Annotated in this window: 14 protein-coding genes; 11 read left to right on the top strand and 3 right to left on the bottom strand. The window is 72.0% G+C overall.

Annotated elements, in window-relative coordinates; all coding sequences use genetic code 11:
• The first annotated feature begins 81 nt into the window (after positions 1 to 81).
• From ftsZ to BUE29_RS11910, 6 genes are all read left to right on the top strand, one after another.
• Positions 82 to 1254, top strand: a complete 1173-nt coding sequence (gene ftsZ / locus BUE29_RS11885; protein ID WP_073390466.1) for a cell division protein FtsZ — start codon at positions 82 to 84, stop codon at positions 1252 to 1254.
• Between the two features lie 57 nt (positions 1255 to 1311).
• Positions 1312 to 2046 carry a YggS family pyridoxal phosphate-dependent enzyme gene (locus tag BUE29_RS11890; RefSeq protein ID WP_073391117.1) on the top strand — a complete coding sequence of 245 codons (735 nt, stop codon included), beginning with the start codon at positions 1312 to 1314 and terminating at the stop codon, positions 2044 to 2046.
• A 46-nt stretch (positions 2047 to 2092) separates the two neighbouring features.
• The gene (locus tag BUE29_RS23410) at positions 2093 to 2629 is read left to right on the top strand and encodes a cell division protein SepF (protein ID WP_073390469.1); all 537 of its coding nucleotides are present in this window, start codon (positions 2093 to 2095) and stop codon (positions 2627 to 2629) included.
• Between the two features lie 142 nt (positions 2630 to 2771).
• Positions 2772 to 3059: a YggT family protein gene (locus BUE29_RS11900; protein ID WP_073390472.1), complete on the top strand. Its 288-nt coding sequence runs from the start codon at positions 2772 to 2774 to the stop codon at positions 3057 to 3059.
• A gap of 196 nt (positions 3060 to 3255) precedes the next feature.
• Positions 3256 to 4212, top strand: a complete 957-nt coding sequence (locus tag BUE29_RS11905; protein ID WP_073390475.1) for a DivIVA domain-containing protein — start codon at positions 3256 to 3258, stop codon at positions 4210 to 4212.
• Between the two features lie 158 nt (positions 4213 to 4370).
• A complete protein-coding gene (locus BUE29_RS11910; RefSeq protein ID WP_073390478.1) occupies positions 4371 to 6329 on the top strand; it encodes a hypothetical protein in 1959 nt (652 codons plus the stop codon).
• 72 nt (positions 6330 to 6401) lie between these two features.
• Here the strand turns inward: BUE29_RS11910 and ileS are convergent, their stop codons facing one another.
• Positions 6402 to 9557, bottom strand: a complete 3156-nt coding sequence (ileS, locus tag BUE29_RS11915; RefSeq protein ID WP_073390481.1) for an isoleucine--tRNA ligase — start codon at positions 9555 to 9557, stop codon at positions 6402 to 6404.
• A gap of 441 nt (positions 9558 to 9998) precedes the next feature.
• On the opposite strand from ileS, the gene BUE29_RS22830 reads away from it, so the two are divergent.
• The 4 genes from BUE29_RS22830 to BUE29_RS11935 are packed head-to-tail and all read left to right on the top strand — an operon-like array spanning position 9999 to position 14378.
• Positions 9999 to 11402: a TraR/DksA family transcriptional regulator gene (locus BUE29_RS22830; RefSeq protein ID WP_143168148.1), complete on the top strand. Its 1404-nt coding sequence runs from the start codon at positions 9999 to 10001 to the stop codon at positions 11400 to 11402.
• A 51-nt stretch (positions 11403 to 11453) separates the two neighbouring features.
• Positions 11454 to 12011, top strand: a complete 558-nt coding sequence (lspA, locus tag BUE29_RS11925) for a signal peptidase II (protein ID WP_073391119.1) — start codon at positions 11454 to 11456, stop codon at positions 12009 to 12011.
• On the top strand, positions 12008 to 12928 hold the full coding sequence (locus BUE29_RS11930) for an RluA family pseudouridine synthase (RefSeq protein WP_073390484.1): 921 nt from the start codon (positions 12008 to 12010) through the stop codon (positions 12926 to 12928). Before lspA ends, BUE29_RS11930 begins: the two co-directional genes overlap by 4 nt.
• 10 nt (positions 12929 to 12938) lie before the next feature.
• Complete coding sequence (locus BUE29_RS11935) at positions 12939 to 14378, top strand: alpha,alpha-trehalose-phosphate synthase (UDP-forming) (RefSeq protein ID WP_073390486.1); 1440 nt, start codon at positions 12939 to 12941, stop codon at positions 14376 to 14378.
• Positions 14379 to 14504: 126 nt separating this feature from the next.
• On the opposite strand, the gene BUE29_RS11940 is transcribed toward BUE29_RS11935, so the two are convergent.
• A complete protein-coding gene (locus BUE29_RS11940; RefSeq protein WP_073390489.1) occupies positions 14505 to 15578 on the bottom strand; it encodes an alkene reductase in 1074 nt (357 codons plus the stop codon).
• Between the two features lie 86 nt (positions 15579 to 15664).
• Positions 15665 to 16468: a trehalose-phosphatase gene (gene otsB / locus BUE29_RS11945; protein WP_159440869.1), complete on the bottom strand. Its 804-nt coding sequence runs from the start codon at positions 16466 to 16468 to the stop codon at positions 15665 to 15667.
• 284 nt (positions 16469 to 16752) lie between these two features.
• Here otsB and dnaE point away from each other — a divergent pair, with 284 nt between their 5' ends.
• Positions 16753 to 20235: a DNA polymerase III subunit alpha gene (dnaE, locus tag BUE29_RS11950; RefSeq protein WP_200800212.1), complete on the top strand. Its 3483-nt coding sequence runs from the start codon at positions 16753 to 16755 to the stop codon at positions 20233 to 20235.

Below are 20235 nucleotides of genomic sequence, written 5' to 3' on the forward strand. Positions count from 1 at the left end.
GTACTTGAGGGTGAGGGTTCAGGCCCGGAATCTAATACCGCACTCACCGCACACCCGCCAGCAAGCACAGGAGCGAAAGCCATGACAGCACCGCACAACTACCTCGCGGTCATCAAGGTCGTCGGTGTCGGCGGCGGTGGCGTGAACGCCGTCAACCGGATGATCGAGGTCGGCCTCAAGGGCGTCGAGTTCATCGCGGTCAACACCGACGCGCAGGCGCTGCTGATGAGCGACGCCGACGTCAAGCTCGACGTCGGTCGCGAGCTCACCCGCGGCCTCGGCGCCGGTGCGCAGCCCGACGTCGGCCGCAAGGCCGCCGAGGACCACCGCGACGAGATCGAGGAGGTCCTCAAGGGTGCCGACATGGTGTTCGTGACCGCCGGCGAGGGCGGCGGCACCGGCACCGGCGGCGCGCCGGTCATCGCGAGCATCGCCCGCAAGCTCGGCGCGCTGACGATCGGCGTCGTCACCCGGCCGTTCAGCTTCGAGGGCAAGAAGCGTGCCAACCAGGCCGACGAGGGCATCGACGCGCTGCGCAACGAGTGCGACACCCTCATCGTCATCCCGAACGACCGGCTGCTGCAGATCAGCGAGCACAACGTCTCGGTCATGGACGCCTTCCGCAGCGCCGACCAGGTGCTGCTCTCCGGCGTCCAGGGCATCACCGACCTGATCACCACGCCGGGGCTGATCAACCTCGACTTCGCCGACGTCAAGTCGGTCATGAGCGGGGCCGGGTCCGCCCTCATGGGCATCGGCGCCGCCCGCGGCGACAACCGGGCCCGGCAGGCGGCCGAGATCGCCATCGCCAGCCCGCTGCTCGAGGCCAGCATGGACGGCGCGCACGGCGTGCTGCTGTCGATCTACGGCGGCTCCGACCTCGGCCTGTTCGAGATCAACGAGGCGGCCACGCTGGTCGCCGAGGCCGCGCACCCGGACGCCAACATCATCTTCGGTGCCGTCATCGACGACACCCTGGGCGACGAGGTCAAGGTGACGGTGATCGCCGCGGGCTTCGACTCGGGCCAGCTGCCCTACAAGAAGGTCGACATCCGGCGGGAGCCGGCGGCGCAGAACCGCTCGGGCGGCGGATCGAGCGCGGTGCAGGCCGAGGCCCCGACGACGCCGTACCAGGCGCCCGCCGAGGCCACCCGGGCCGAGATCCCGTCCGCCGCGGCGGCGGCCAACGGCGCGCGCCGCGGCTCGCTCGACCTCGACGACGACCTCGACGTGCCCGACTTCCTCAAGTCCTGATCGTCGGCGGTGCGCCCGCGCACCGCCGACCCGAGCAACGACAGGTGGCGCAGCACCGTGACCCCGCACGGCGGCGAGCGTGATGCCGAGATCGTCGGCGCCCTCGGCGCGGTCCGCGCCCGGATCGCGCGCGCGTGCCAGGACGCGGGGCGCGACCCGCAGTCGGTGACCCTCGTCGCGGTGACCAAGACGCGCCCCGCGAGCGACGTCGCCGTGCTGGCCCGCCTCGGCGTCCACGACGTCGGGGAGAGCAAGGACCAGGAGGCGCGCGCGAAGATCGCCGAGCTCGGCGACCTCGGCGTCGATCCGGCCGCCCTGCGCTGGCACGTCGTCGGCCAGCTGCAGTCCAACAAGGCCCGCAGCGTCGTCTCCTACGCCCATGCCGTGCACTCGCTCGACCGCCCGAAGCTCGTCCGCGCCCTCGCCGACGCCGTCGACGCCGCGGGGGGACGTGACGAGCCGCTGCACGTCTTCGTCCAGGTGAGCCTGGACGGCGACCCGCAGCGCGGCGGGGTGCCGCAGGCCGGTCTCGCCGAGCTGGTCGACGCCGTCGCCGCCCGCCCGCAGCTTCGCCTGCGTGGCCTCATGGCCGTCCCGCCGCGCGGGGAGGACCCGCAGCGTGCGTTCGCACGGCTGGCCGAGCTGGCGGCCGGTGTGCGGGCCGACCACCCGCGGGCGGACGCGCTCTCGGCCGGCATGAGCGACGACCTCGACGCAGCGGTGCGGCACGGGGCGACACATGTGCGTGTCGGCTCGGCGTTGCTCGGCCGTCGGGACCCCGTTTTCGGCTAGCGTCCGATCCGACTCAAGTCAGTGTCACGGTTCACCAGGAGGACCAATGCCCGGAGCGATGCACCGTATGGGCGTCTATCTCGGTCTCGTCGAGGACGACGAGTACGCCGACGCCGACGGCTACGGGCAGGCGGCCGAGCGGGCGCCGGCTCGTCGCGACGACCACGCCGAGCCGCGCTACGGGCGCGAGACCCACGCCGAGTACTCGCGCGAGCTCGACCGTGACCACCGTGAGCAGCGCGACTTCCGCGACGCGGGCGACTACGACGACGCCCAGGTCGGCTACGCCGACGACTTCGCCGGCCCGTCGTACCAGATCACCGCGCTGCATCCGCGCACGTACAACGAGGCGCGCACCATCGGCGAGCACTTCCGCAAGAGCACGCCGGTGATCATGAACCTGTCCGAGATGGACGACGCGGACGCGAAACGACTCGTCGACTTCGCCGCCGGGCTCACCTTCGGCCTGCACGGGCGCATCGAGCGGGTCACCGCCAAGGTGTTCCTGCTCAGCCCGCACAACGTGAGCGTGACCGCCCAGGACAAGCAGCGCATCGAGAACGGCTTCTTCAACCAGAGCTGATCCGGTCACCCGGTCCGCGATGACGAACGTCCGGCGACGGCCTGGCACCATTGACGGTGCCGGGCCGTTGTCCGGTCACCGGTGGCCGCGTTGACGGCGCAGGCGGTGCGCCCGAGGCGCACCCGACGGAAGGACACGTGCGATGGCGCTGCTCTGGGGCGTCGTCGGCTATGCCCTGTGGGTCTACATCCTGCTCGTCCTGGCGCGCGTCGTCGTCGAGTGGGTGCGGCAGTTCGCGCGGTCCTGGCGCCCGGCGGGCACCGCGGCGATCGGCGTGGAACTGGTCTACTCGGCGACCGATCCACCGATCCGACTGCTACGCCGATTGGTCCCGCCGCTCCAGCTCGGTACTGTAAGCCTCGACTTGAGCGTCATCATCCTGTTGATCGTGCTGATCGTCGCGCGACTGGTTGCCCTGACGTTCGCGTGACCGCCCCACCGAGTGACCTGCTGAACCGCCCGACGAAGTGCCCCGCGACGACCGTCCGAACGGCCTGCCTAGGATCGACCGGAACGCCGTCACACCGCTCCAACGCAGTACCGCGCAAACCCGCGCGGCCCACGTCCCGCACCGCACCACGACCAGCGATCGCGATCGGCTCGCGACAAGCACATGAGGTGACCGAATGCCGCTGACTCCCGCCGAAGTTCACAACGTCGCCTTCAAGAAACCGCCGATCGGCAAGCGGGGTTACGACGAGGAAGAGGTCGACGCGTTCCTCGACATCGTCGAGGTCGAGCTCGCCCGCCTGATCGAGGAGAACAACGACCTGCGAGCCCGCGGCGGCTCGGGGCAGCAGCCGGCCCCGGCCCAGCAGGGCGGCGGCGCCGACCCGGCCGAGCTCGACGCCGCGCGTGAGGACGCCAACCGCGCCCGCGAGGAGAACGGCCGACTGCAGAACCGCGTCGGCGAGCTGGAGCGCGCCCTCAACCAGGGCAAGAACGGCGCCCAGCAGCAGGTCGTGCAGCTGCAGCAGCAGATCTCGCAGCTCGAGCAGCAGCTCAACGAGAACCGCGGGCAGCTCGAGCAGGCGCAGGCCCAGGCCGCCGAGGCGCAGCAGGCCGCGGCCGAGGCGCAGCAGAACGCCGCCGAGCAGCCGCAGCAGGCGCAGCCGGCCGAGCAGGCCGCCCCGGCGCCGTCGGACCACACCCAGCAGGCGGTGCAGATGCTCGCGCTGGCGCAGCAGACCGCCGACCAGCACCTCGCGCAGGCCAAGGCCGAGGCCGAGCGGCTCGTCGGCGACGCGCAGTCGACGGCGAAGACCACGGTCGACGACGCCAACGAGCGTTCGACCCGCCAGATCTCCGACGCCGAGACCCGCGCCAAGCAGCTGGACGAGGAGAGCTCGGCCCGCGCCCAGCAGACGGTCCAGGAGGCCGAGCAGCGCGCCACGGCGATCTCCAACCAGCTCGAGCAGCGCAAGAGCGCGCTGGAGCGGCGCCTGGAGGAGCTGCGCACCTTCGAGCGCGAGTACCGGACCCGGCTCAAGAGCTACCTCGAGTCGCAGCTGCGCGACCTCGACGCGAGCGGCAAGGCCGAGCCCGCGAGCAGCGGCGACATGGTCGACGCCCAGCAGGGCTGACCGTCCCGCCGTCCCGGCACCACGCACGTCCCGTCCGCCGCAGCGCCCGTCCCGGGTGCTGCGGCGGCGGCGTCTGTGCCGCCGGCCCGTCACCTCGCGGTGCCCTCGGGTACGTTCCCGATGACGCCGCCCGCCCCGGACTGTGGGAGTGACTCTCGATGCTGCTCATCGGCCTACTCGTCGTGGCGGTCGCCTGCGTCATCGTGGGGGTCGTCACCGGCCAGGCCGCGTGGTTGATCGCCTCACTCGTGGCGAGCGTCCTCGCCGCGGCGGTGCTCGTCCGCTCGTATCTCGTCCTGCAGCGCAGGCGCACCGCGAAGCGGCAGGACAAGGCCGAGCGGCGTGCGGCCAAGGCGTCCCGGGCAGGCGCCGACCGGTCGTCGCGACGGGCGGGATCGTCCGCCGTGAGCGGTGATGCCGCCGTCGATGCGGCCGGCGGTGGCGCGGCCGACGGTGGTGTGGCCGGCGGTACCGACGACGACGTCGTGGTCGTCGACGGCAAGCCGGACTACCACCGCGTCGGCTGCCCGCGGCTGCGCGACGAGACCACGATCGCCATCCCGCGGTCCCAGGCGCTGGCGGACGGCTTCGCCGCGTGCGGCGTCTGCACGCCCAGTGCCCCGGACGGCTCCGAGGCCGGGCAGCAGGCCGCGCCGGCCGCGGTGAGCCTGGCCAAGGACGCCGGGACCGGGGCGGACGCCCAGGTCTGGGTGGCCGACGGCTATCCGGAGTACCACGTCGAGGGCTGCGGCGAGCTCGGCGGTCTCGACGCCGAGCCGGTCCCGTACTCGCAGGCCGTCGAGGACGGCTTCCAGCCCTGCGTGGTGTGCAACCCGGACGCCACCCGCGGGGTCGCGCCGACGACCCCGCCCCCGGCGGCGACGGACCGGCCCGACGACACCGGCGCCGGCGACCGGCCCGGCCGCGACGACGACCTGGTCTGGGTGGCCGACGGCTTCCCGGACTACCACCGCGACGGCTGCGCCCGGCTCGCCGACCACAGCGACGAGGCCGTCCCGCGCGAGCAGGCGGTCGAGGACGGCTTCACGCCCTGCGCGGTGTGCCGTCCGGAGGACGCCGAGCCCGCCCTGCACGCCGTCGACGGGGGCGGCGATGTTGCCGCCGACGACCGTGGTGACGACGACCGTGACGACGACGACCGTGGTGCGGCGGCTGGTAGCGGAACGGCGAGCGTTGCCGCTGCCGGCGGCGGCGACGCGGCCGGTCGCCAGGTGTGGGTCGTCGACGGCTTCCCCGACTACCACCGCGAGAACTGCTCGGCGATCGCGGCGCTCGATCACGAGCCGGTCCCGCACGAGCAGGCGGTCGAGGACGGTTTCGCGCCGTGCTCGGTGTGCCGCCCCGAGGAGCCGGCGGCACGCGACGTCGTCGTCGTCGACGGTCTGCCGGACTACCACCTGCCCGGGTGTGCGGCGCTGGCCGGCCTGCCCGAGGAGACGGTTCCGCACGAGCAGGCGGTCGAGGACGGTTTCGCGCCGTGCTCGGTGTGCCGGCCCGAGGGTGCCGGCCCCGGTGACACGGTAACGGTCGGGCACCCCCCCGCGGCTCCGGGCGGCGAGCCCGACGCGGAGCGCGCCGTACCGCCCGCGGCGGAGCCCGATGCGGGGATCGCCCTCGTCGCCGACGCGCCGGTTGACGACGCGGCCGACGACGCGGCCGCCGACGTCCTCGTCGTCGACGGTCACCCCGACTTCCACCGCGCCGGTTGCGCGCGGCTCTTGGGGCTCGAGGAGGAGTCGATCCCGCGCGACCAGGCGCTCGAGGACGGCTTCGCGCCGTGCCCGGCCTGCCAGCCCGACGGCGCGCCCCTGGCCGTCACTCCCGTCGCGCCGGGTGTCCCGGCCGTGCCGGTGACGACCGCGACCGCGCCGGCGGAACCGGCCGCGCAGCTGGAACCGGAGCCCGAGCCGGCGCCTGCGGTGCAGTCGGAGCCGGCCCCGGCCACGCGCGGCGACTCGCAGGTCTGGGTGGTCGAGGGCCGCCCCCGCTACCACCAGCAGGACTGCCTGATCATCAAGGGACGCGCAGCGCGGCCGATGCCGGAGCAGGCCGCCGTCGACGACGGCTTCCTGCCCTGCTCGCTGTGCCAGCGGTAGCGACAGTCCCACTTCCTCGGCGAGTTGGTTGATCAACAGGCCTGTTGATCAACCAACTCGCCGAGGAAGGCGTCAGGTTGCGGCGCGGCGCAGCCAGACGGTGAGGCCGAGCTCGGCGTCCTCGACCCGGTGGGCGTCCTCGTCCGGCTCGCCCTCGGTCAGGGTGGTCGCGAGCACCTCGCGAGCGAACTGGTCGGCGTGCCTACGGATCGCCTCGGCCGGGTCGGGCGACCCGCCGACCCGCCACCAGAGCTCGATGCGGTCGGTGACGTCGAGGCCGGCGTTCTTGCGGGCGTCCTGCACCGTGCGCACGATCTCGCGGAACAACCCCGCCAGGCGCAGTTCATGGGTCAGCTCGAGGTCGAGTGCGACGGTGTCCGAGCCGTCCGACGCGACGGCCCACCCCGAGCGCGGCGTCTCGGCGACGACCACCATCTCGCCGGCGATCGGCAGCGTCTCGCCGTCGAGCTCGACGCTCGCCGTACCGGCCCGGTAGGCCGCGACGAACGCGTCGGCGTCGGCGGCGTGGATCGCGTTCGCGACCGCCTGCGTCCGCTTGCCGAACGCTCGGCCGAGCTCGCGGAAGTTGGCCTTGACCGAGAGCTGCACGAGCTCGCCGGTGTCACCGAGATCGGCGAGCTCGACGACGTTGAGCTCGTCGCGGACCTGGTCCTGCAGACCCGCGGGCAGGGCGGCCCACCCCGGCGCCGAGATCAGTGCCTGACCCAGTGGCTGCCGCGTCCTCACCTTGGAGTCGGCGCGGGCGGAGCGGCCGAGCTCGACGAGGCGGCGTACCAGCGCGACCTGCTCGGCCAGCGTGGCGTCGACCTGGGCCGCGTCCTGCTCCGGCCAGGTGGCGAGGTGCACCGAGTCGACGGCGCCGGTGGCGGCGTAGAGGGCCTGCCACACCTGCTCGGTGACGAAGGGGACGAACGGGGCCAGCAACCGGGTGAGGACGTCGAGGCACTCGTGCAGCGTGGCGAGTGCAGCGTCGTCACCGTCCCAGAAGCGACGGCGCGAGCGCCGCACGTACCAGTTCGACAGGTCGTCGACGTACGCGGCGAGCGCCTTGCCCGCCCGGGCGGTGTCGAAGCGCTCCAGGGCGTCGTCGACCTCGCCGGCGACGCGGTGCACCTCGGACAGCGCCCAGCGGTCCAGGACGGTGGGCTCACCCGTCGCCCCGCCGGGCGTCCAGTCGTTGGCGCGCGCGTAGAGGGACTGGAAGGAGGCGACCGACCAGTACGTCCGCACGACCTTCGAGGCGATCTCCTCCAACGCCTTGTGCCCCACCCGGCGCGACGACCATGGCGAGCCGCTGCACAGCATGAACCAGCGCAGCGCGTCGGCGCCGTGCCGGTCCATCAGCGGGATCGGTTCGAGGATGTTGCCCAGGTGCTTGCTCATCTTGCGGCCGTCCTCGGCGAGGATGTGGCCGAGGCAGACGACGTTGCGGTACGAGGACTGCTCGAACACGAGCGTCCCCACCGCCATGAGCGAGTAGAACCAGCCGCGGGTCTGGTCGATCGCCTCGCAGATGAAGTCGGCCGGGTAGGCCGCCTTCGCGGCATCGGCGTTGCGGTACGGCGCGCCGAACTGCGCGAAGGGCATGGAGCCGGAGTCGAACCAGGCGTCGATCACCTGCGGCACGCGACGGTAGGTGCCCTCCTGGCCGGCGACGGTGAAGGTGACGTCGTCGACGAACGGCCGGTGCGGATCGGTGAGCTCGACACCGGACAGCTGCTGCAGTTCGGCCAGCGATCCGACGCAGATCTCCCTGCCCGGGTCGGCGTCGTTGCGCCAGACGGGCAGGGGAGTGCCCCAGTAGCGGTCGCGCGACAGCGCCCAGTCGATGTTGTTGTCCAGCCAGTCGCCGTAGCGGCCGTGCTTGATGGTCGCCGGGAACCAGTTCGTCGCCTCGTTCTGGGCGAGGAGCTCGTCCTTCACGGCGGTGGTGCGGATGTACCAGGACGGCAGCGCGTAGTACATCAGCGGTGTGTGGCAACGCCAGCAGTGCGGGTAGCTGTGCTCGTAGGCGACGTGCCGGAAGAGCAAGCCGCGCTGGGTCAGCTCGCGGACGATGGTCTCGTCGGCGTCCTTGAAGAACTGCCCACCGACGACCGGGAGCTCGGCGGCGAAGTGGCCGTCGGCCTCGACCGGGTTCACGATCGGCAGGCCGTTCGCGCGGCAGAGCGCAAAGTCCTCGGCACCGAACGCCGGCGCCTCGTGCACCACCCCCGTGCCGTCGTCGGTCGTGACGAAGTCGGCGGCCAGCACGGTGTGCACGGCCGCGTCGGTGTCGCCGAAGTCCACCCAGTCGAACGGTCGCGCGTACGGGGTGCCGACCAGGTCGGTGCCGGCGACGGTCTCGAGCACCTCCGCGTCATCGCCGAGCACCTTCGCGCGCAGGGCAGCCGCGACGACGACGGGTCCGCCGTCGGCCGCTCGGGCGACGACGTACTCCACGCCGGGGTTCACCGCGGCCGCGGTGTTCGACACGAGCGTCCACGGCGTCGTCGTCCAGATGAGCAGCGCGACGCCGGGGTGGCGTTCGGCGAGCCCGCCGGCGCGGACGGGGAAACGGACGTAGACCGACGGGTCGGTGACGTCCTCGTAACCCTGCGCGACCTCGTGGTCGCTCAATCCCGTCCCGCAGCGCGGGCAGTACGGCGCGACGCGGAAGTCCTCGACGAGCAGACCCTTGTCGTAGATGGTCTTCAGCGCCCACCACACCGACTCGACGTAGTCGGGGGTCATCGTCCAGTAGGCGTTGTCGTAGTCGGCCCAGTAGCCCATGCGCTCGCTCATGGCGAGGAACGCGTCGACGTGGCGCTGCACGTTCTCCCGGCAGGCGGCGTTGAACTCGGCGATGCCGTAGTTCTCGATGTCGGGTTTGCCGGTGAAGCCGAGCTCCTTCTCGACGGCCAGCTCGACGGGCAGGCCGTGGCAGTCCCACCCCGCCTGGCGGGGGACGTGGTAGCCCTTCATCGTCCGCCATCGCGGGAAGACGTCCTTGAACACGCGGGCCTCGACGTGGTGGGTGCCGGGCATGCCGTTCGCCGTGGGCGGGCCCTCGTAGAACGTCCAGGCCGGGCCGTCGGCGGTGGCGTCGAGGCTGCGCTCGAAGACCGTCCGCTCGCGCCAGCCGGCGATGACCTCGCGGTCGAGGGCGGGCAGGTCGACGTGCGGCGTGAGCGGCCGGTAACCGGGCCGCTCTGGCGTGGTGGTCATGTCGGTGGTGCTCCTTCGAGTCGTCGCGCAACCCGAGGGACGATGCGTGCGCACCGCGGTACCACCCTCGTTGACCCCGCCAGGCGGTGCCCACTCGTTGTCGTGCGTCCGGGTCTAGTAGGGCGACGTCTCGTAGGGCGACGAACCCGTTCTTCCGGTGCTCGGAGGTGATTTCGCTGATCGGTCCTGGCCCCCGGGCTCACACCGTCCCCGGGTCGCTCTCGGCTGGTCGCCGGGCTACTCGTCCTCGTCCACGCAGCGCCGAGTGTAGCCACCGAGCGCGTGGTCGCGGCGGCCTCGTCGACGGGCGGCGGTCGCGGGGGTATCGGCGTGGGGAGTAGCGACGGCGTGGCGCGACTCATATCCTGACCGCCTTTGCGGTCGCCAGCGGGGTGGCCGACACGCCAGCGGCCGGCACCGTCCGGCCGAGAAGAGGTGCCCATGGCAGCAGCGGGACGCATCGGCCGCGCACTTCGTCGCGTCGGCCCGGGCGGACGTTCAGGGAGCTCGAAGACGGCTACCCCTGCTGCAGGCGGTTCCGCGGCGAAGAAGGCGGCGGCGAAGACGGCCGCGGTGAAGAAGGCGGCGGTGAAGAAGGCGCCCGTGAAGACGGCGCCCGCGAAGAAGGCGCCCGTGAAGACGGCGCCCGTGAAGAAGGCGCCCGTGAAGACGGCGGCAGCGAAGAAGACGGCCCCCGTCGAGAAGGCGGCGGCGAAGACGGCCGCGGTGAGGAAGACGGCGGCGAAGACGGCCGCGGTGAAGAAGACGGCGGCGCCCGTCAAGAAGGCCGCCGTCAAGAAGGCGGCGCCCGTCAAGAAGGCGGCAGCAAAGAAGGCTGCCGTCAAGAAGGCGGCGCCCGTCAAGAAGGCGGCGCCCGTCAAGAAGGCGGCGCCCGTCAAGAAGGCGGCGCCCGTCAAGAAGGCGGCGCCCGTCAAGAAGGCGGCAGCAAAGAAGGCCGCCCCGGTCAAGAAGGCTGCCGTCAAGAAGGCCGCGGTGAAGAAGGCGGCCGCCAAGAGGGCCGCCCCGGTCAAGAAGGCGGCGCCAGTCAAGAAGGCTGCCGTCAAGAAGGCTGCCGTCAAGAAGGCCGCAGCAAAGAAGGCCGCCCCGGTCAAGAAGGCGGCCGCTAAGAAGGCCGCCCCGGTCAAGAAGGCGGCGGCGAAGAAGACCGCTACCACGACGGCCGCGCCGGTCGAGCAGGCCGCGGCGAAGAAGACCACCGCCCCGACGGCCGGCCCGGCCGCGCGAGCCACGACGCGTGCGCCGGGTGAGAAGGCGCCTGTCGAGAAGATCACTCCTCCGCCGGTGCCGGTTACCGTCGACGGCGAAACGGTGAAGACGGCTGCGCCGGTGATCCCGACGGGCGCCGCGGCGTCGTCGACGCCCACCGCGCCACCGGCACCGCAATCCCCACAGAAAGCAGCACCCGTGACCAAGGCAGTTCCCCAGCAGCCGTCCGACGACGTCGCCGTTCCCGAGGGTTCGGACTGGACCAAGGCCGAACTGGCCGAGGTCCGCGCGCAGCTCGTGGCCGAGCTGGCCGAGATGCACAGCGCGTACGACGTGTCGATGCGTGACCTCGACGATCTGCAGCGATCCAGCACCGACGGTGCCGGCGATGACCAGGCCGACGCCGGCAGCAAGACCTTCGAGCGCGAGCAGGAGCAGTCGATCGCGGCCAATCGCTTCGACCTCATGACGCAGATGGAGCGTGCGGTCGAGCGCATCGACGCCGGCACCTACGGCTTCTGCGAGCGGTGCGGCAAGCCGATCCCCAAGGCGCGCCTCAAGGCCTTCCCGGCCGCCACCCTCGACGTCGCCTGCAAGCAGCGCGAAGAGCGTCGCTGAGCACCCGCGACACGTCGTCGGTCGCGAGCCCGCGTACGGGACAATGCCGTGGTGACGTCTGACGTGCCCGCCGCCGCGACGCCGGTTCGTCGCAGACGCATCGTGCTCTTCGCGGCCGTCGCCGTGCTCGTGCTCGGGCTCGACGTCGCGTCCAAGATCGTCGTCGTCGCGCAGCTGCCGCCCACGCACCGACCCGTGCGCATCCTCGGGGGCGTGCTCTACCTGCAGCAGACCCGCAACTCCGGCGCCGCCTTCTCGCTGGGCACCGGGTTCACGGTGATCCTGACCGCGGTCGCGGTCATCGTCGCGGTCGTCATCATCCGCACCGCCAAGCGGTTGCGCAGCGTGGGCTGGGCCATCGCGTTCGGGCTCATCCTGGGTGGCGCCGTCGGCAACCTCGTCGACCGCTTCTTCCGCGATCCCGGGATCGGCCGGGGGCACGTCGTCGACTGGCTGAGCGCGTTCGCACCCGACGCCCAGCGGTGGCCCATCTTCAACCTCGCCGACTCCGGCATCGTGGTCGGCGCGGTGCTCGCCGGGGTGCTGGCTCTCGCGGGCGTCGAGTTCGACGGCCGGCGCCACGTCCGGGCGGAGCGGGACGAGGCGTGAGCAGGCTGCTGCCGGTACCCGACGGGCTGGACGGGCTGCGCCTCGACGTCGCGATCTCCCGCATGCTGGGCTACTCCCGAACCGCCGCGGCCGACCTCGTCGACGCCGGTGCGGTCACCCTGGACGGCGTGCACGTCGCGCGCAGCGCCAAGGTGCACGCCGGGTCGTGGCTGGAGGTCGAGGAGCCGGCCGCTGCCCCGGCCGCCCCGCCGGAACCGGTCGCCGGCCTCACCGTCCTCTACGACGACGACGATCTCGTCGTGGTCGACAAGCCGGTCGGCGTGGCGGCCCATCCGAGCCCCGGCTGGTCGGGCCCGACGGTCACGCAGGGGCTGGCCGCCATGGGCTACCGCCTCGCGGAGTCCGGTGCAGCCGAGCGGCAGGGCATCGTCCACCGCCTCGACGTCGGGACGACCGGGGCGATGGTCGTGGCGAAGAGCGAGCACGCGTACTCGCTGCTCAAGCGCGCGTTCAAGGAGCGCACCGTCGACAAGCGCTACAGCGCGCTCGTGCAGGGGCACCCCGACCCGACCCGCGGCACGATCGACGCCCCGATCGCGCGGCATCCGGGCTCGGCCTACAAGTTCGCCGTCGTGGCCGGTGGCCGCCCCAGCGTCACGCATTACGAGACCGACGAGGCGTTCCGCGCGGCCACGCTGCTCGACGTCCACCTCGAGACCGGACGCACCCACCAGATCCGCGTGCACATGTCGGCCGTCCGGCACCCGTGCGTCGGCGACCTCACCTACGGTGCCGACCCCACGCTCGCGGCTCGGCTGGGACTCACTCGGCAGTGGCTGCACGCGCGGGAGCTCGCCTTCGGGCATCCGGGGACCGGGGACGAGCTGCGCGTGACGTCACCGTTCCCCGCCGATCTGGCCCGCGCCCTGGACGTCCTGCGCGAGGAGTCTGGGTAGGACACCGGTCATGTCGTCCGAAGGTCACGCCCAGCTGCTCGTCGCCTCCAACCGGGGGCCCCTGTCCATCGTCGCGGGGGAGGGGTCCGACGACGACGAGGTACGCCGGGGCAGCGGTGGGCTGGTCTCGGGCATGCAGGCCGCGCTGTCGGCGAGCCCGGACGCCGTGTGGGTGAGCGCCGCCATGAACGACCGGGAGCGGGTGCTCGCCCGCCGCTCGCCGGGCGGTCGCATCTCCGAGGTGCCCTTCGTCGCCGAGGCGCTGCACGGCGACTTCGACGTGCGGATGCTGCCGATCGACGGCACCACGTTCCGCAACGCCTACAACGCGATCGCGAACTCGACGCTGTGGTTCGCGCTGCACCGGCTCTACGACCTGCCGACGCAGCCGATCTACGACGCGAGCTGGCGGCGGCAGTGGGCGAGCTACGTCCGCTTCAACCAGGCGTTCGCCGACGCGCTCGCCGAGGCCGCGGCCCCCGGGGCGCACGTCATGGTGCAGGACTATCACCTGTTCCTGGTGCCGCGCATGCTGCGCCGCCAGCGCGAGGACGTCCGCATCGGCTTCTTCACGCACACCCCGTGGGTCAACCCCGCCGACTTCGGCGTGCTGCCCGACGACGTCCAGCGCGAGATCGTCGACGGCATGCTCGGCGCGGACGTGCTCGGCTTCCACACCGAGCGGTGGGCCGGGCTGTTCCGCGAGACCGCGCAGTCGGTGCTGGGGGTCGACGCCCCCGGGGTGCGGGTCTTCCCGCTCGGCACGGATCCCGACGAGATGCACGAGCAGGCCGGCCGTCGCGCCGTCGACAGTCAGCTGCGGCTGCTGGAGGAGACCGTCGGCGACCGGCTCCTGATCGGCCGCATCGACCGCACCGAGCTGTCCAAGAACGTGTACCGCGGGCTGCTCGCCTACCGCGAGGTGCTGCGCACGCGTCCCGAGTGGCGCGGCCGCGTCGTCCACGCCGTGTTCAACAACCCCTCGCGCGAGGACGTCCCCGCCTACCGGGAGTACACCGCCCGCATCGAACGGCTGGCCGAGGAGATCGTCGACGAGTTCGAGACCGACGACTGGACGCCGCTGCTGTTCGAGATCAGTGAGGAGTACGCGTCCGCGCTGGCCATCATGCGACGCTGCGACGTCGTCTTCGTCAACTCCATCCGCGACGGCATGAACCTCGTCGTGCTCGAGGAGCTCGTGCTCTCCGAACGCGACCCGTCGGTCGTGCTGTCCCGCGAGACCGGCGCGGCCGAGATCCTCGGCGACGACGCGCTGCTGGTGAACCCGTTCGACGTCTCGGGCACGGCGCAGGCGCTCGTCGAGGCGCTGATCATGCCGCGCGAGGAGCGCGCGGCCCGGGCCGAGCGGATGCGTGCCGCCGCCGTCGCGCTGCCCCCGGTGGCGTGGTTCCAGGCGCAGCTCGACGAGCTGGAGAAGACGGCGGGCTGAACCGGGGCCGTCCACTGGCGACCTCTCGCGTCGACTGGCGACCTGTCCGCCGACTGGCGAGCTATAGCTCGCCAGTCGGCTCGGAAGTCGCCAGTCGAGCGCGGAAGTCGCCAGTCGACGGGGCGGTCAGGCGTCCAGGGCGGGGTAGTCGGTGTAACCGCGGGCGCCGCCGCCGTAGAAGGTGCCGGCGTCCGGCTCGTTCAGCGGGGCGCCGTGGCGCCACCGTTCGACGAGGTCGGGGTTGGCCAGGACCGGTCGCCCGACGGCCACGAGATCGGCGAGGTCCTCGTCGAGCACGGCCTGGGCCGACTCGCGGCTGGTGACGGTGCCGAAGCCGTCGTTTGCGATCACCGGGCCGCCGAAGCGGGCCCGCAGGTCGCGGATGAGCTCGCTACGCGGGTCGGCGAGGTAGGACAGGTAGGCGATGTGCAGCGGCGCGATGCCGTCGACGAGGGTGCGGTAGGTCTCGCCGGTCGCGGCCGCGTCCTCCTCGAGCGCACCCTGGATGTTGTGCGACGGCGAGATCCGGATGCCGACGCGCTCCGGGCCGATGGCCTCGGCGACCGCGGTGACGACCTCGATCGCGAAGCGTGCCCGGTTGGCCGGCGTGCCGCCGTAGCCGTCGGTGCGGGTGTTGGACGACGGTGCCAGGAACTGGTGCACGAGGTAGCCGTTCGCGGCGTGGATCTCGACGCCGTCCAGGCCCGCGTCGACCGCCTGACGGGCCGCGTGGACGAACTCGCCGACGACGTCGGCGATCTCGTCGGTCCCGAGCGCGCGGGGCGTCGGGTGGTCGCGCGGGCCCTCGGCGGTGACGATCGTGCCCGGCGCGGCGATGGCGCTCGGCGCGACGACGTCGGGCGTCGGCTTGTTGTCGGGGTGGCCGATGCGTCCGGCGTGCATGAGCTGGACGACGATGCGCCCGCCGCGCTCGTGCACCGCGTCGGCGACGGCGCGCCAGCCCTCGCGCTGCTCGTCGCTGAAGATGCCGGGCGTGTTCAGGTAGCCCTGGCCGACGGCGCTCGGCTGCGTGCCCTCGCTGACGATCAGGCCGACCCCGGCGCGCTGGCCGTAGTACTCGGCCGCGATCCGCTGCGGCACCTGGCCCTCGCCGGCGCGGTTGCGGGTCAGCGGCGCCATGACGACGCGGTTGGCGAGCGTCAGCTTGCCGATCTCGACGGGCTCGAAAAGGCTGGTCATGCGTTCCTCCGTGCGACGTGGGTTCCTCCGGCCCAAGCCGCTGCGGCACCCGGGACTTCCCCGATGTGACGGGCGCGACCGCGAGGTCAGTCCTGCGCGAGCGCGGTCAGCAGCGCGACGGCCGCGTCGGCGTCGGGCACGCGGACGTCCGCGGCGGCCACGGCCTCGGGGACGGCGGAGGCCTCGACCGCGACGCTCCACGCCGGCACGCCCCGCTCGCGCAGCCGCACGATCTCGGCGAACGCGGGCAGGTCGCCGAGGTCGTCGCCGAGGTAGAGGACGGCCGACGGCGGGCGATCCGCGACGAGCCGCTCGATCGCGCCGGCCTTGTCGAAGCCGGGCAGTCGCAGCTCGAGCACGCCGCTGCCGGGGTGGACCTCGAAGCCGAGCTCCTCGCCCAGCGCCGTCACCGGCTCGCGGATCGCCGCGAGCGCCGCGACGGGGTCGTCGGCCTTGCGGGCGTGCACCACGAGCGAGAGCCGCTTGTCCTCGACCCACACGGCGGGGTCGGCCGGGACGTCGGCGAGCGTGGCGGGCAGCCGGTCGCGCAGCGCCTCGACGGCGGCCGGCGTGTCCGGCGTCAGCAGCTCGCCCGCGCACCACGTCTCCGCGCCGTAGACGCCCGCGACGACGATGCCGGGCACGGCGTCCAGGCCACCCAGCCGGACGACGGTGCGCGCGTCGCGGCCGGTGACGACGGCGACCGTCGCCCCGCGCCGGGTGAGCGCCGTCAGGGCCTCGATCGTGCCGGGCACCGCGCGCGAGTCCTCGGGGTCCACCTGCAGCGGCGCGAGCGTGCCGTCGAAGTCGGTCGTGACAAGGGCGTGCGCGACGTGCGGACGCAGGGCGGCGAGCAGCGCGGCGGGATCGTCGGGCAGGGCAGTGTTCACCCGGCCATCCTCGCCGATGCCGCCGCGCGACCCGATCGTGGACCCGACTGGCCGCCCCGTCGGCATGTCGGTCCACGATTCGCGGAACCTCCAGTTGAGGTCGAGATATCCGTCGGACACGCCTGCCGCGACACGCCGACGGTTGTCGGTGGCGGGTGTGAGAATCGACCGGTCGCGCCGGGTCGCCGGGGCGACGGTTCGAGCAAGGGGAGTGCCTGCACGTGTCAGCCGGGTCCGGGTCCAACGACCAGTTCGTGCACCTGCACGTGCACACCGAGTACTCGATGCTCGACGGCGCCGCCCGGTTGACCGAACTGTTCGAGTCGGCCGCGCGGATGGGCATGCCGGCGCTGGCCATGACCGATCACGGCAACGTCTTCGGCGCGCAGGACTTCTACAGCAAGGCCACCGCGGCCGGGGTCAAGCCGATCATCGGCATGGAGGCCTACGTCACCCCGAACACCCACCGCGGCGAGCGCACCCGGGTGCGCTGGGCCGAGGGGGGCGAGAACGACGTCTCCGGCGGTGGCGCGTTCACCCACATGACGCTGCTGGCCGAGAACACCGCCGGCATGCACAACCTGTTCCGGCTCTCCTCGCGCTCCTCGCTCGAGGGCTTCTTCTACAAGCCGCGCGCCGACCGCGAGCTGCTCGCCGAGTACGCCGACGGCCTGATCGCCACCACCGGCTGCCCCTCGGGGGAGATCCAGACCTGGCTGCGCATCGGCGACTACGAGAAGGCCCGCGCGAGCGCGGCCGAGTTCCGCGACATCTTCGGGCGCGACAACTACTACCTCGAGCTGATGGACCACGGGCTGGCCATCGAGACCCGCGTGCGCGACGACCTGCTGCGGCTGGCCAAGGACCTCCAGTTGCCGATGATCGCCACCAACGACCTGCACTACACGCACGCCGAGGACGCCGACACCCACGAGATCCTGCTGTGCGTGCAGTCGGGCAAGACCATGGCCGACCCGAACCGGTTCAAGTTCGACGCGCGCGACTTCTACCTCAAGAGCCCGGCCGAGATGCGCTCGCTGTGGGCCGACAAGTACGACCTGCGCGAGGCGTGCGACAACACGCTGCTCATCGCCGAGCGCTGCGAGGTCAGCTTCACCGAGGGCAACGGCACCTACATGCCGAACTTCCCGGTGCCCGACGGCGAGACCGAGTCCTCGTGGTTCCGTACGGAGGTCGCCACCGGGATGCAGCGCCGCTTTCCCGACGGCATCCCCGCCGACGCGCAGCGGCAGGCCGACTACGAGGTCGGCGTCATCGAGCAGATGCGCTTCCCCGGCTACTTCCTCGTGGTCGCCGACTTCATCAACTGGGCCAAGGACAACGGCATCCGCGTGGGCCCGGGCCGTGGCTCGGGCGCGGGGTCGATGGTCGCCTACGCCATGCGCATCACCGACCTCAACCCGCTGCAGCACGGGCTCATCTTCGAGCGGTTCCTCAACCCCGACCGCGTGTCGATGCCCGACTTCGACGTGGACTTCGACGAGCGCCGGCGCGGCGAGGTCATCCGCTACGTCACCGAGAAGTACGGCAGCGACCGCGTCGCGCAGATCGTCACCTACGGCACGATCAAGGCCAAGCAGGCGGTGAAGGACGCCGGCCGCGTGCTCGGCTACCCGTTCGCCATGGGCGACCGCATCACCAAGGTCATGCCGCCGCCGGTGATGGGCAAGGACGTCCCGCTCGCCAAGATCTTCGATCGCGACCATGCCCGGTACAACGAGGGCGGCGAGTTCCGCGCGCTGTACGAGTCCGACCAGGAGGTCGCCAAGGTCGTCGACCAGGCCAAGGGCCTGGAGGGGTTGAAGCGGCAGTGGGGGGTGCACGCCGCCGGCGTCATCATGTCGAGCGACCCGCTGCTCGACCTGATCCCGATCATGAAGCGCGAGCAGGACGGCGCGATCATCACGCAGTTCGACTACCCGACCTGCGAGAAGCTCGGCCTGATCAAGATGGACTTCCTCGGGTTGCGCAACCTGACGATCCTCGACGACGCGCTCGAGAACATCAAGATCAACCGCGACGAGGACGTCGTGGTCGAGGAGCTCGACCTCACCGACCGAGTCACCTACGACCTGCTCGCCCGGGGCGAGACGCTCGGGGTGTTCCAGCTCGACGGCGGCCCCATGCGGGCGCTGCTGCGGTCGATGCGGCCGGACAACTTCGAGGACATCTCGGCCGTCGGCGCGCTCTACCGCCCCGGCCCGATGGGTGCCGACTCGCACAACAAGTACGCCAACCGCAAGAACGGCCGCGAGCCGGTGGTGCCGATCCACCCCGAGCTCGCCGAGCCGCTCGCGGAGATCCTGGGCGAGACCTTCGGGCTCATCGTGTACCAGGAGCAGGTCATGGCCATCGCGCAGAAGGTCGCGGGCTTCTCGCTCGGTCAGGCCGACATCCTGCGCCGCGCCATGGGCAAGAAGAAGAAGGCCGAGCTGGACAAGCAGTTCGCCGGCTTCTCCGGCGGCATGAAGGACAACGGCTTCTCCGAGGCCGCGGTGAAGACGCTCTGGGACATCCTGCTCCCGTTCTCCGACTACGCCTTCAACAAGGCGCACTCGGCCGCCTACGGGCTGGTGTCCTACTGGACGGCGTACCTCAAGGCCAACTACCCGGCCGAGTACATGGCGGCGCTGTTGACGTCGGTGAAGGACGACAAGGACAAGATGGCGATCTACCTCGCCGAGTGCCGCCGCATGGGCATCAAGGTGCTGCCGCCGTGCGTCAACGAGTCCGAGGCCAACTTCACCCCGACCGGCACCGACATCCGCTTCGGGCTCACCGCGATCCGCAACGTCGGGGCGAACGTCGTCGCCTCGATCGTCGCCACGCGCAAGCTCAAGGGCGCGTTCGCCGACGTCGGCGACTTCCTGAAGAAGGTCGACGCCGTGGTGTGCAACAAGCGCACCATCGAGGGGCTGATCAAGGGCGGCGCGTTCGACTCGCTCGGGCACATGCGCCGCGGCCTGATCAACGTCTACGAGGCCGCGGTCGACAGCGTGCTCGACAGCAAGCGGGCCGCCGAGCGCGGTCAGGACTCGCTGTGGGACAGCCTCGAGGTCACCGCCGACGACCCGAGCGAGGACGTCTTCGCCGTCCGCGTCCCCGAGGTCGAGTGGGACAAGAAGGTCCTGCTGCAGTTCGAGCGCGAGATGCTCGGCCTCTACGTCTCCGACCACCCGCTGTTCGGTCTCGAGCACGTCCTGGGCAACGCCGCCGACTGCTCGGTGGCCGCGGTGCAGGCCGAGGGGGCGGGTGAGGCGCAGACGTTGACGCTCGCGGGCATCCTCAGCTCGGTGAACCGGCGCGTCACCAAGGCGGGCGCACCCTGGGCCAACGCCGTGCTCGAGGACCTCGAGGGCTCCATCGAGGTCATGTTCTTCCCCGCCACCTACGCGCAGGTCGCGCTCAACGTCGCCGAGGACGCGGTGGTGGCGATCAAGGGACGCACCGACGCCCGCGACGACACGGTCAAGCTGATCGCCAGCGAGCTCAGCGTCCTCGACACCACGCAGACCGACGGCACCCGCGGCCCGGTGCGGCTGCGCCTCGAGGCGACCCGGTGCACGCCGCCGCTGGTGAGCCGGCTCAAGGACGTCCTGGTCACCCATGCCGGGCCCACCGAGGTGCATCTGGAGCTGCTCAGCCAGAACAGCCCGACGGTGGTGCTCGACACCCGGGTGACCCCGTCGGCCGCGCTCATGGGCGACCTCAAGGCGCTGCTCGGGCCGACGGCCATCTCGGCCTGA

It is taken from the genome of Jatrophihabitans endophyticus (genome assembly GCF_900129455.1).
Taxonomy (GTDB): domain Bacteria; phylum Actinomycetota; class Actinomycetes; order Mycobacteriales; family Jatrophihabitantaceae; genus Jatrophihabitans; species Jatrophihabitans endophyticus.

Coding starts and splice junctions, on each gene's coding strand:
- dnaE (WP_200800212.1), top strand. CDS start 16,753: ATGCTCGACGGCGCCGCCCGGTTGACCGAACTGTTCGAGTCGGCCGCG.
- BUE29_RS23410 (WP_073390469.1), top strand. CDS start 2,093: ATGCCCGGAGCGATGCACCGTATGGGCGTCTATCTCGGTCTCGTCGAG.
- BUE29_RS11905 (WP_073390475.1), top strand. CDS start 3,256: ATGCCGCTGACTCCCGCCGAAGTTCACAACGTCGCCTTCAAGAAACCG.
- BUE29_RS11940 (WP_073390489.1), bottom strand. CDS start 15,578: ATGACCAGCCTTTTCGAGCCCGTCGAGATCGGCAAGCTGACGCTCGCC.
- BUE29_RS22830 (WP_143168148.1), top strand. CDS start 9,999: ATGGCAGCAGCGGGACGCATCGGCCGCGCACTTCGTCGCGTCGGCCCG.
- BUE29_RS11900 (WP_073390472.1), top strand. CDS start 2,772: ATGGCGCTGCTCTGGGGCGTCGTCGGCTATGCCCTGTGGGTCTACATC.
- ileS (WP_073390481.1), bottom strand. CDS start 9,557: ATGACCACCACGCCAGAGCGGCCCGGTTACCGGCCGCTCACGCCGCAC.
- BUE29_RS11910 (WP_073390478.1), top strand. CDS start 4,371: ATGCTGCTCATCGGCCTACTCGTCGTGGCGGTCGCCTGCGTCATCGTG.
- ftsZ (WP_073390466.1), top strand. CDS start 82: ATGACAGCACCGCACAACTACCTCGCGGTCATCAAGGTCGTCGGTGTC.
- BUE29_RS11935 (WP_073390486.1), top strand. CDS start 12,939: ATGTCGTCCGAAGGTCACGCCCAGCTGCTCGTCGCCTCCAACCGGGGG.